This window comes from Streptosporangium subroseum, assembly GCF_900188345.1.
Lineage (GTDB): Bacteria > Actinomycetota > Actinomycetes > Streptosporangiales > Streptosporangiaceae > Streptosporangium > Streptosporangium subroseum.
This window is the reverse complement of the sequence record NZ_FZOD01000058.1, coordinates 19119-31434: the sequence shown is the minus strand read 5'-3', so window position 1 is coordinate 31434 and position 12316 is coordinate 19119. Positions and strand designations below refer to the sequence as shown.

The following is a 12316-nucleotide window of genomic DNA, read 5'->3' as shown; positions in this document are numbered from 1 at the left end:
GCAGGGGGCGGAAACCACCTTTCCGCTCGCCGGCCGTCTGCCCCGCGAGGGGCCGGGCAAACCAGCCGCCCGGATGCCGCGGACGACGGCGTCCGGGGTCGGAGCGGCGGGACGCCGGTGGTCCGCTTTCACCAGGACCGAGCCGCACGCGGGAGCCGTGACTCCCCGTACGGGCGGACCGGCGGCACGGCTGACGGCCGTCACCTCGCGATGACTCCCGCGGCCGGCATCGGCTCGCTGCCAGGGCTCGTCCGCCTGGCCGATCGACCGATCCATCTCCGGAGAGTTCCGTGCCTTCGGATGAGACCTTGATCGACATATGCCCATATGTCGCGATCGATACGAAATCGAGACAAAACAGCCACCAAAGACATTCCGGGAACTTAGATCATTTCTGGGGTCTTCTTGGGGATTTCTTTACCTGTTTTATCCAATTTCCAGTCTCATACCGCTTGCTTGGAAGGTTTGCCGATGTCTTTGCCGCGCCAGAAAACGGGCCGCATGGCACCAACCTCTCTCCGTAGTCCGGGATCAGTACGCCGCGCCGCCGCGGCGCTGGGTCTCGCCGCCACGATGACCCTCGCCGGGGTTGCCACCATCTCGGCCCCCGCCGACGCGGCGGCCCCCGTCGGACCGGTCTTCCAGAACGGCATGGCCCAGCCGGTGTTCTCGTCGAACCGAAACGACTGGATCCGCCAGGAAGTATGGGTCGAGACCCCGGTCGACAGCGACGGAGACGGACGGAACGACCGGGTGCACGCCGAGGTCACCCGGCTCCAGGAGACCGAGACGGGCGGTCTGAAGTCGCCCGTCGTCTACGAGGCCAGCCCCTACTACGCGGGCGGCAACGAGATCACGAACCACAACGTCGACCACGAGCTCAACCAGGCGGTCCGCCCGGACAAGAGCAAGAGCAAGAGCAAGCCGGAGCGCGGTGGTTCGGTACTGGACCCGGCGACCGACGAGCGGCTGGCCGCGGCGGCGGATGACGGGACCAACGGGACCGACGTCAGCAGGCTCACCGCCGACACCGGCCCGCAGCCGGCCATCAGCACCAGCCAGGAGTCCAGCTGGCTGCCCCGCGGTTTCGCGGTGGTTCACGCCGAGTCGCTGGGCAGCGGCAAGTCCGACGGCTGCCCGACCACCGGTGGGCGCAACGAGACCATCGGCGCGAAGTCCGTCGTGGACTGGCTGAACGGTCGCGCGAAGGCCTACGACGCCGCCGGTGGGGAGGTCACGGCCACGTGGACGACCGGCAAGGTCGGCATGATCGGCACCTCGTACAACGGCACCCTGCCCAACGCGGTCGCCAGCACCGGTGTCGAGGGCCTTGAGGCCATCGTGCCGATCTCGGCGATCTCGAGCTGGTACGACTACTACCGCGCGAACGGCGCCGTGGTCGCCGCAGGCGGCTACCAGGGCGAGGACGCCGACGTGCTCGCGGAGTACGTCTACACCCGCGCGGACCAGCAGATCTGCCGAAGCGTCATCGAGCAGCTCGAGAAGGACCAGGACCGGGTCACCGGCGACTACAGCGCCTTCTGGGACGAGCGCAACTACATGAACGACGTCGACAAGGTCCACGCCGCGGTGCTGGTCGCGCACGGGCTCAACGACTGGAACGTCAAGACCAAGCAGGCCGCGCAGTGGTACGAGGCGCTCAAGGCACGCAATGTGCCGCACAAGATCTACCTGCACCAGGGCGGCCACGGCGGCTCCCCCAGCGTCGACGTGCTCAACCGCTGGTTCACCCGCTACCTGTGGGACTACCAGAACGGCGTGGAGAACGACCCCCGGGCGCTGATCCAGCGCGAGGACAGGACGCTGGTGACGTACCCCGAGTGGCCCGACCCGGCCGCGGCGGACGCCAAGCTCAACCTGGCGCCCAGCACGGACGGGACCATCGGTGTCCTCACCCGTGACAAGACCCCCCGGGGCGATCTGGCGACCGAGACCATCGTCGACGACGCGTCCAAGACGGCGCAGACCCTCGCCGACGCGGTGACGTCTCCCAACCGCCTGGCCTACAAGTCGGGGGCACTGTCCGGCGCGGTCCGGCTCAGCGGCACGCCGACGGTATCGCTGCAGATCGGTTTCGGACAGCCTGCCGCGAACGTCACGGCGCTGCTCGTCGACTACGACCAGAACGGCAAGGCGAAGATCATCACCCGGGGCTGGAGGGACCCGCAGAACCGCAAGTCGCTCTCGGAGAGCGAGCCGATCAGGCCGGGCAGGACGTACAACCTCGACTTCGACATGCAGCCGCATGACTACGTGTTCCAGACGGGACACCGCATCGGCATCGTGCTGCTGTCGAGCGACTACGAGTACACCATCCGGCCCGCCCCCGGCGCGACGCTGCAGCTCGACACGGTCAAGAGCACGGTCAAGCTGCCGATCGTCGGCGGAGCGGCCGCGTTCACCGCGGCGAACGGCTGATCCCACTCCCGATCCCGATGACAGGGCGGGCCGCCACCCGGCGGCCCGCCCTGTCCGGCTTTTATGAAGTGGCTCCGTGCCGGTGCACACGCGCCTCCGCGGTGGACTCGGTGCCTCCCCATCGGGGGACACGCGCGGAAGAGCATCCAGCGCTTGTTGTGGATCGTTCCGCGGTGGACTCGGTGCCTCCCTTTCGGGTGGCACTCTTTCCGGCCGGCGAAAACCTGGCCGGGATGACAGGACGTGAACCTGCGCCCCCTTGACCCGCAGGACGCAGGACGCAGGACGCAGGACGCAGGACGCAGGACGCAGGACGCAGGACGCAGGAGGGCGGGGGCCGTGATACGGCCCCCGCCCTCCTGCGGTTCTGACTGTTTCTGCTTAGTTCGAGCCGGTGACCTCGAAGGTCAGCTCGACCCGGGTCGCCGACTTGGCGCCGGCCAGCGTGATGCCGGTCGAACCCGGCTTCGCCGCCCCCGGAACGCTGACGGTCGCGCCGGAGACGACACCGTCGCCGTTCGCGTGCACGGTGCCGGACGAGAGGCCGTCACCGAAGCCGATCGTGACCGCCTCGTTCGGCGCGAACCCGGAACCGTCAACGATGATCGCCGTGCCGCGCGGCCCCGAGGTGGTCGACAGCATCACCTGCGGTCGGTACTCAGGCGTTGCCTGCTCCTCGGCCACCTGGACGGTCGCCGTCGCCGGTGTCTGCGAGGACGCGCCGGCGGCGGTGACGGAGTACCGGCCGGGCTGCGCGTCATCGGACGCCGCTATCGACGCGTGCACCGCTCCCTTCTCCGAGGCCGTGACCGTCACGCTGCGCGCCTGTTCGGTGCCGAGCTTGACGGTCACCCGCTCTCCGGCGGCGAACCCGCTGCCGTCGACGGTGATCGGGTCACCGGCGGCGACGGTGGCGGATGCCGACACCGAGATCGACGGCTGCGACCCGGTCTGCTTCACGGTCACGGTGAACGTCGAGGCGCCGCTCGACAGCGTGTCCCATGTGGTGACGTGCACCGTGTAGGTGCCCTCCTGCGTGTAGGTGTGCTGTCCGCTTATCGCACCGGACGAGCCGACCGTGGCGTCGGCGGGAACCGTTCCGTCACCCCACTGGACGCGGGCCTGGTAGCCCGCTGAGCCGGGGACGCCACCGGTCACCGAACCGAGGTCCGCCGAGAAGGCCTGACCGGGGATGGCCGTCTGGCCCTTGGGCGCGGTGGTCTCCAGCACCGGGATGGGCGTGCCGTCGTCGGCGACGGCGAACACGTGGATCCTGCCCGCCGAGCCCGGCTCACCGGTCTGCGCCGGCAGGGTCACCGAGACGAGCTTCTTGCCCTGCGGGATCTGGTACGGCGCGGTGGCGAACAGGAACGGCTGCGCGCCGTCCCGGCTCGTGCCGAGCAGCCGGTAGGCGGTCTTGGCGACGATGATGTTGCCGTAGGACGGCGTACCACTGGGGTTGCCGCCCAGCGTCCAGTCGCTCATCTGGATCGGGACGGCGGCCGTGCTGCCGTCGCTGAACGTCGCCGTTCCGGTGGTGCTCTGGTTGCCCTGCGTACCGGCGCCGATGAACGCGATGCTCTTCGCGTCGTCCGGCAGGTTCAGCACGATCTTCTTGCCGTTGCCGGTCGCGTCGTCCATCTGCCCCGCCGGGATCGCCGGCAGCGTGAAGTGCAGCGCCGTACCGGGCACGTCGTGCTGCCGGCCCTGGGTCACGCCTGCCGCCACGAGAGCGGCACGCGAGTACGCCCACGACTTGGCGTCGCAGTTCGCCGCCTGGACGCCCTCGTCACCGATGCAGACGGTGTCGAAGGCCGCGGTGAGGCCGGAGCCCGGCGCGTAGGCCACGTCGACCCCGACCGTTCCCGAGCCCAGGCCGGTGCCGTCGGTCACCGTGACGCCGGCCTGGTAGTAACCCGGCTTGGCGTAGGTGTGCGAGCCTCTGACGCTGTACACGCCCCGCGAGCTCAGGGACAGGGTGCCCGCGGTGACCGGTGAGCCGTCACCCCAGTCGACCGTGGCCTGGTAGCCGCTCGCGGTGCCCCCGGTGACGGAGGCCAGCGGCACCGACACCGCGGCGCCGGACGTCGCGTGCACGCTGCTCTCGGCCAAGACCGTGATGGCGCCGCCACCCAGCTGGACGTCGCCGCCGGCGAGCAACTCGATCTCGGCGAGGTTGGTCTGCGCGGCGCCGACGGTCTCCGTCACGACCAGGCGGAACTGCGCGAACTGCGCCGGATGGCTGATTCTGAACGGCCGGGTCTGGTTGCGCGACGGGAACACCTCGTCGCTGTGAGAGTCGATCCCGGTCCAGGTGATTCCGTCGTTGGAGCCCTCCAGCTTCCACTTCGCCGGGTCGCCCGGGCTCGCCCCGGAGGTCAGGGTGTAGTACGTCGGCGTCTGCTTGCCGCTGCGGAAAACCCAGTTCACCTGCGGCGTGCCGGAGGTGAAGGTCATCTGCGTGGTCGACGAGTCGTCGAACAGCTTCGACGCGTTCTGCCCGTCGCTCGTGGTCGCGGTGCCGAGACCGGGACCCGTGGTGTCCTGCAACGGCTTGGGCGTCTCGTCGCCCTTGGTCAGTGACGGCGGTGCCTCGTTCTTGGCGTCGCCCCAGGACGAAGCCTTCGGGCCCATCTCGAAGTCGATCGTGCCGCCATGGGCGAGCACGGACGAGTCGATGGACACATCGCGCTGCTCCTTCCCGTTGACCTTCACGTCCTGCACGTAGACGTTCTTCGTGCTGTTGCCCGGCGCGTTGACGACGATGTCGCCGCTCTGCCGGTGGACGGTCATCTGAGTGAACTGCGGCGAACCGATGACCCAGTTGGACGAGCCCGCCTGCAGCGGGTAGAGGCCCAGCGAGCTGAGGATGTACCACGACGACATCTCGCCGTTGTCCTCGTCACCCAGGTAGCCCTGGCCGATCTCGCCGCCGACGTAGAGGCGCTGCAGGATCTCCCGCACGATCGCCTGCGTCTTGGCCGGCGCGCCGGCGTAGGTGTACATGTACGGGATGTGGTGCGACGGCTGGTTGCTCATGCCGAGCTGGCCCATGCGTACCGCACGCGCCTCGATCATCTCGTGGATCGTGCCGCCGTACCCGCCGGGCTTGTCGGCGTTCTCCGGGGTGGCGAAGAACTCGTCGAGCTTCTGCTCCAGCGCCTTCTGCCCGCCGTACAGGTTGGCCAGTCCCTGGCCGTCCTGCTGCGCGGTGAACGCGAAGTTCCACCCGTTGGTCTCGGTGTAGACGCCGCCCCAGTCGAGCGGGTTGCCGGTGAGGAACGTGCCGTTGGCGCCGCGTCCCTGGAAGAACTTCGTCTTCGTGTCGAAGAGGTTGACGTAGTTGCGGGCACGCTCCAGGAAGTACTGCGACTCTTCCTTGATCCGCTTGCGCTCCGACGCCGGCGTGGCCGGGTCCTTGGCCAGGGCCGCGCCCATGTTGCCGAGACCGTAGTCGTTGATGAAGCCTTCCAGCGCCCACGACACCGACTCGCCGGTGGAGGTCGGAGTGTAGCCGAGGAACAGCGAGGTCTCGATGCCCTTGCGGCCGACCGCGCCGCGCCCGGACGCGACGGTCGCGTCCTTGACCGCGGAGTTGTACGCGGCGAGCGGGTCGGGCAGCTCGACGCCGTTGAGGTAGGCCTGGGCCAGCGCGACGTTCGCGCTGGTGCCGGTCATCAGGTCGGCGTAGCCGGGTGACGACCAGCGGGCGACCCACCCGCCGTCGCGGTACTGCTGGACGAACCCGTCAGCGATCTTGGCTGCGATGTCCGGGTACAGCAGCGAGTAGGCGGGCCACACGGTGCGGTAGGTGTCCCAGAACCCGTTGTTGACGTAGATCTGCCCGTCGACGATCTTCGCGCCGGTCTGCGTGGCGGTCGAGGTGCCGGTCGGCGCCGACACCGGGCTCGCGTACTGCCAGCGCGGCTGGGCGGCGGTGCCGGTGTTCTCCGACTGCGAGTTCGGGTACAGGTTCAGCCGGTACAGGTTCGAGTACAGCGTGACCAGCTGCGTCTCGGTCGCGTCCCGCACCTCGATCCGGCCGAGCCGGTCCTTCCACGCCGCCGCGGCGGTGGCGCGGATCTGGTCGAAGCTCTTGCCGGTGACCTCCAGGTCGAGGTTCTTGCGTGCCTGGTCGGCCGAGAGGAACGACGTCGCGATGCGCATCGTCACCTGCTGCTTCGCGGAGGTGTCGAAGGTGGCGGACGTGGCGGAGGACGCCGTCGGCGCCCGGTCGAAGGCGCCGGACACGAACATCCGGCTGCGACCGGCCGACAGGCCGCTTCCGTTGTCGACCCAGCCGGTGAACGTGCCGTCCGTGCCGATGGTGAACGTGCCGTTGTAGAAGACGAGGCTTCCGGTGGCCTGCCCGGACGGGAAGGTGAACTGCATGATCCCGGCGTGGTCGGTGGGCGCCATCTCCGCGATCAGGCCGTTCTGCAGCTTGACCCGGTAGAAGTCCGGCTGTGCGATCTCGTCGTTGTGGCTGAAGGCGAGTGCCCGGCCGCTGGGCGCTCCGGTGAGCGAGCCGCCGGCCGGCACCGGCATGACCGACATCTGGTTGCGATCGCCCATCCACGGGCTGGGCTCGTGCGAGATCGCGAGTCCCTGCAGCGTGGGCAGGTTGGCCGCGTTGTTGCCTCGCTGGTAGTCGTACTGCCACGAGTTGGACGCGGCGTTGGTGACCGGTGTGAAGAAGTTGAAGCCGTTCGGCACCGCCGAGATCGGCAGGTTGTTGCCACGCGAGAACCCGCCCGTCGCGTTGGTCCCGCGCCGGGTGTCGACGTAGTTGGTCAGGCTGGAGCCGTCGATCGGGGTCGCGACGCCCGTGACGGCGATGTCGTCGAGCCAGCCCTGGAAACGGGTCGAGGCGGTGGCCTGGGGGTCGTCGTAGGCGAGCAGGATGCGGTCGATCGTCTTGCCGTCCGCGACCGACCCGATCTCGGACTGCACCGCGTTCCACTCGTTGACGTAGAGCACCTTCGACGCGCCCTGTCCGGCGGCCGTGAGCGGGTAGCCGTGCTGGTCAAGGGGGGAACGGGCGCTCAGGTAGCTGCCGTCGGTGAAGTGCAGGTCGACGGCCACATGGGTGGACGGGTACTGAGCGTCCGCACCGGTGAACTCGGGGAAGATCTTGTAGGAGAGCCGGGTCTTCGGCCCGACCGGGATGTCGACGTCGAACAGCTTGTCGGTCGCGTACGAGCGACCGGCGGCTTCGGCGTATCCCGCGTACCGCAGCGCGGTCACTCCGGTGAATCCGGCCCCCGGCTTCATGTTGGAGCCGTCGACCGGTCCGGGACCGGCGACGCTGACCATCGGGGTGGCCGGCGGCCTGGTGTCCGAGCCGTCGCTGATGTTCCACTCGGAGAGCTGGATGAGCGGGTCACCGGAGTTCGCGGTGACGTTCAGCCGGTAGTAAGCGTAAGCGGTCGTGTTGGTGAAGCTGTAGACGTTGGTGGCGAACCGCCCGCCGAAGCTCACCCCCGTCCGCCTGTCCAGGTCGGTCCACGTGCCGCCGTCGTTCGACCCCTGCACGGTGAAGTCCTTGGGGTCGCGGCCCGGCGCGTCGCCCGCGGAGGTCAGCGAGTACTTCGCCACCGCCGCCGGCTTGTCCAGCCGGTAGGTCACCCAGCCGGTCGGGTTGAACGCCAGCCACTTGGTCGACGGATCGTCGTCCTTGAGTTTCACGGCGGTTTCGCCGGGCGGGTTCTCCGCGCTCGCGGTCACCGCGCTGACCTGGCCGCGCAGGCTGCCGGGCAGTCCGGGGTTCGATCCGCTCAGGTTCGCCTGGACCGGCTGGCCGTTCGCGACCTCGACGGTGCTCGTCGCGGATTGCGGGTCCGCCGATTCGAATGAGGAGTTGAAGTTGCCCGGCGGCGCCGATGCGCTCGCGGGGGATGCGGCGACGAGTAGTGACAACGGCAGCGACAGTGCCGCGACCGCGGCGAACCGTCGGAGCAACAGGGGGCGGACAAGGGGGGGATACGACATGGCGGGGGCCTTTTGACTCGATAGGGGTCGAGAGTGTCGAACGTCGGGGGTAAACGGTTGGTCGACCGCGATGGAGCGAGAGTGTGCCTACCGGGCACTCGGGACGGGCTTGCCGTACGTCGGTGCAGGCATCGACGTCGTCAGACGTCGTCTGTGCCGGGACGTAGGTCTTGGACCATGCGGAAGCTCCATGAGGGGATGGCGGGCTCGCGGGAACCCGCCGGGTCTGGATCTATAAAGCGCAGCTAAGATTTCCCCCACAAGACAACGTTGTCAAGACTCGATCGTGTAACCTCCCCGAAACAGTCCGTCTGTTTTCCCAGGTCGCCTGGCCCGCTCAGGCGGGCGGGGCGGCGTCGCGACCGCCACGGCCGCCGCGGCACCTCCAAGGCGTGTCCGGCCATCAGTCGCCAGACCGCCTCGGGGTCCTCCGAGCCGGCCGCCGGCCGCACCCGGCGCTCGGCGGCGGTCCCGTCGGCGGCGACCAGGAGGCGGGTGACCTTGGTCCGCCGATGCCGACGACCGGAGCGAGACCGGGCACGGAGCCTCCTGCAACCCGGACAACGTTGTCACGTCGGATGACGGCGTGTCGGTATGGTTCGTCACATGACCAGCGACGTCGGCCGTACGAGACGGCCCACCATGGTGGACGTTGCGACCCTGGCCGGAGTGAGCCTGAAGACCGTCTCGCGGGTCGTGAACAACACGCCGAACGTCCAGCCCGAGCTGGTCGAGCGGGTGCTCGCCGCCGTGGCCGAGCTCGGCTTCCGCCGCAACCACCTGGCCAGCTCGCTGCGCTCCGGGCAGACGACCGCCACGATCGGACTGCTGATCGAGGAGATCGCCAACCCGTTCTACGCGGCGATCGCGGGAGCCGCCGCCGAGGTCGCCCGCCGGCACGACACGATGCTCATCATCGCCAGCTCCGAGGAGGATCCGGCGCGTGAGCAGCAACTACTGCGGGACATGTGCGCCCGCCGCGTCGACGGGCTGCTCGTGGTGCCCGCCGGCCACGACCACTCGTTCCTGCGCGCCGAGGTCGAGCTCGGCACCCCCATGGTCTTTCTCGACCGGCCGCCCGGCGGGGTGCTCGCCGACACGGTGCTGCTCGACAACCGCGGGGGCGCGCGGGCCGGGGTGGGCCGGCTCGTCGAGGCGGGCCATCGCAGGATCGCCATCCTGCTCGACTCGATCGGCGTCTACACGATGCGCGAGCGGCTTGACGGCGCGCAGGACGCGCTGGCCCCGACCGGCGCGCCGTACGACACCCGGCTCGTCCGGGAGGGCATCCGCGACCCGGCGGCGGCGTCCCGCGTCGTCGCCGAGCTGCTCGACCAGCCGGACCCGCCGACCGCCTTCTTCAGCATGAACAACCGCATCACGCTCGGGGTGGTCGAGGAGCTGTGCCGTCGCGGCAGCGACGCCGCGCTTGTCGGATTCGACGACTTCGACCTGGCCCGCCTGATGCCGTATCCGCTGACCGTGATCGCCTACGACACCCGCGAGCTGGCCCGGACCGCCGCCGAGCTGCTGTTCCGGCGGATCGAGGGAGACCGGTCGTGGCCGCGCACCGTGGTGCTGCCCACCGAGCTGGTCGAACGGGGCGTCCCGCCGCGCTGAACCGGACGCGGAACTGGACGATCACTCACCGCGACCGATCGCCGCCGGTCCGGCGCGAGGTGCGCCGGCCAGACCGGGACCGGCCAAAAGGATCAGGTGAGGAAAATCTCACGGAGCGTTGCGATACGTCACGAAATGGCCACATTGGGGGGAGTCCGATTGACACGCCCGTAACACGGGAGGAGTCTCTATCCGCTGCCTGCCTGACAACGATGTCACGACCGATCGGAGGAATGAGAATCGTTATGATCACTGATTCTTTCCTCCTGCGACACCGTGTCTCGTCAGCAAATCCGCTCAGGCGTGGATCCTCCTGCCGGCAGGCGCCGGGACCGAGTGCCCCCACACGATCGCTTCCAGCGGACTTCGTTGCCTGCCACCCACGACGAGGCGGCCGAACTCGCCCCTTGTCGACGGTCGGCTACGCGTAACCACGTACGACAGGGGCAGCACCACACGCCTCTACCCAACCAAGCGAATCGTTCGAAAAATGAGTGAATTGAGCTTTGCGGAACACTCTCGGCTTCGAGATATGTTTCAAGCTGCAGCAAAGTGGACGAACTGATGACGAACCCCCGGAGGCAACCATGTCGGTGGTGACCTGGCGCGGACCCCTGCAGCCGGACACGCGCGGATCCCTCTGGCGGCCCAGAGACGGTGACAACGCTGTCTCGCGGCCGTACCTGGCACAGGCCCGAACCGGGGTGAGCCGGTCATGAGCGACGCACCCGTCCTGTTGGAGATGCGTTCGATCACCAAGGAGTTCCCCGGGGTCAAGGCGCTCTCCGACGTCAACCTGGTGGTGCGGGCCGGCGAGATCCACGCGATCGCCGGGGAGAACGGCGCCGGCAAGTCCACCCTGATGAAGGTGCTCAGCGGGGTCTACCCGTACGGCACCTACTCCGGTGAGATCCTCTACCAGGGCACGGAGAGCCGGTTCGCCGACATCCGGGCCAGCGAACGCTCCGGCATCGTGATCATCCACCAGGAGCTCGCCCTGGTGCCCGGCATGTCCATCACCGAGAACATCTTCCTCGGCAACGAACCGGGCCGCGGCGGTGTGATCGACTGGAAGGTCGCCAACCGCCAGGCACTGGAGCTGATGGCCCGGGTCGGCCTGGAGGAGGACCCGGACACGCTGATCAAGGACATCGGCGTGGGCAAGCAGCAGCTCGTGGAGATCGCGAAGGCGTTCGCCAAGGACGTGAAGCTCCTCATCCTCGACGAGCCCACCGCCGCCCTGAACGAGGCCGACTCCCAGCACCTGCTGGATCTCCTCCGCCACTTCAAGCAGCGGGGCGTCACCTCGATCATCATCTCCCACAAGCTCAACGAGATCGCGCAGGTCGCCGACTCCATCACCATCCTGCGGGACGGCCGGACGATCGAGACCCTCGACATCAAGGCGGACGGCGTCGACGAGGACCGGATCGTCCGGGGCATGGTCGGCCGGGAGCTGCACAGCCGGTTCCCCGACCACACCCCCAAGATTGGCGAGGTCTTCTTCGAGGTACGCAACTGGACGGTCCGGCACCCGATCTCCGCCGACCGCCTGGTGGCCAAGAACTCCAGCTTCACCGTGCGCCGCGGCGAGATCGTCGGATTCGCCGGCCTGATGGGCGCCGGGCGCACCGAGCTGGCGATGAGCATCTTCGGCCGGTCGTACGGCACCTACGTCTCCGGGCAGATCTTCAAGGACGGCCAGGAGATCGTGCTGAGGTCCGTGTCGGACGCCATCGCGCACGGCCTGGCGTACGTCAGCGAGGACCGCAAGTCGATCGGCCTGAACCTGCTCGACGACATCAAGACCTCGATGGTGTCGGCCAAGCTGTCCAAGGTCTCCACCCGCGGCGTGGTCGACTCGGTGCGGGAGTACCAGGCGGCCGAGGGCTACCGGACGAGCCTGCGCGTCAAGGCCCCCACCGTCGACGAGGGGGTCACCAAACTCTCCGGTGGCAACCAGCAGAAGGTGGTGCTGGCGAAGTGGATGTTCACCGATCCCGACCTGCTGATCCTCGATGAACCGACCCGGGGCATCGACGTCGGCGCCAAGTACGAGATCTACGGCATCATCCAGCGACTCGCCGACCAGGGGAAGGGCGTCATCGTCATCTCCTCGGAGCTGCCCGAGCTGATCGGCCTGTGCGACCGGATCTACACGGTGTTCGAAGGGACCATCACCGGCGACATCGACCGGCGAGATGCCGACCCGGAACTCCTGATGAAGCAGATGACCTCAGTGAAGAAGGCACAGCGATCATGAGCC

Annotated in this window: 4 protein-coding genes; 3 read left to right on the top strand and 1 reads right to left on the bottom strand. The window is 68.5% G+C overall.

Annotated elements, in window-relative coordinates; all coding sequences use genetic code 11:
- Positions 1–501: 501 nt before the first annotated feature.
- Complete coding sequence (locus CHC08_RS37190; RefSeq protein WP_218825674.1) at positions 502–2439, top strand: Xaa-Pro dipeptidyl-peptidase; 1938 nt, start codon at positions 502–504, stop codon at positions 2437–2439.
- A gap of 381 nt (positions 2440–2820) precedes the next feature.
- On the opposite strand, the gene CHC08_RS37185 is transcribed toward CHC08_RS37190, so the two are convergent.
- Positions 2821–8430, bottom strand: a complete 5610-nt coding sequence (locus CHC08_RS37185; RefSeq protein ID WP_089212079.1) for a GH92 family glycosyl hydrolase — start codon at positions 8428–8430, stop codon at positions 2821–2823.
- A gap of 606 nt (positions 8431–9036) precedes the next feature.
- On the opposite strand from CHC08_RS37185, the gene CHC08_RS37180 reads away from it, so the two are divergent.
- A complete protein-coding gene (locus tag CHC08_RS37180; RefSeq protein WP_245878797.1) occupies positions 9037–10050 on the top strand; it encodes a LacI family DNA-binding transcriptional regulator in 1014 nt (337 codons plus the stop codon).
- 715 nt (positions 10051–10765) lie between these two features.
- Complete coding sequence (mmsA, locus tag CHC08_RS37175; RefSeq protein ID WP_089212078.1) at positions 10766–12313, top strand: multiple monosaccharide ABC transporter ATP-binding protein; 1548 nt, start codon at positions 10766–10768, stop codon at positions 12311–12313.
- Positions 12314–12316: the final 3 nt, after the last annotated feature.

Excerpts from the sequence above, each read along its gene's own strand:
- CHC08_RS37185 (WP_089212079.1), bottom strand. The coding sequence starts at position 8,430 with ATGTCGTATCCCCCCCTTGTCCGCCCCCTGTTGCTCCGACGGTTCGCC.
- mmsA (WP_089212078.1), top strand. The coding sequence starts at position 10,766 with ATGAGCGACGCACCCGTCCTGTTGGAGATGCGTTCGATCACCAAGGAG.
- CHC08_RS37190 (WP_218825674.1), top strand. The coding sequence starts at position 502 with ATGGCACCAACCTCTCTCCGTAGTCCGGGATCAGTACGCCGCGCCGCC.
- CHC08_RS37180 (WP_245878797.1), top strand. The coding sequence starts at position 9,037 with ATGACCAGCGACGTCGGCCGTACGAGACGGCCCACCATGGTGGACGTT.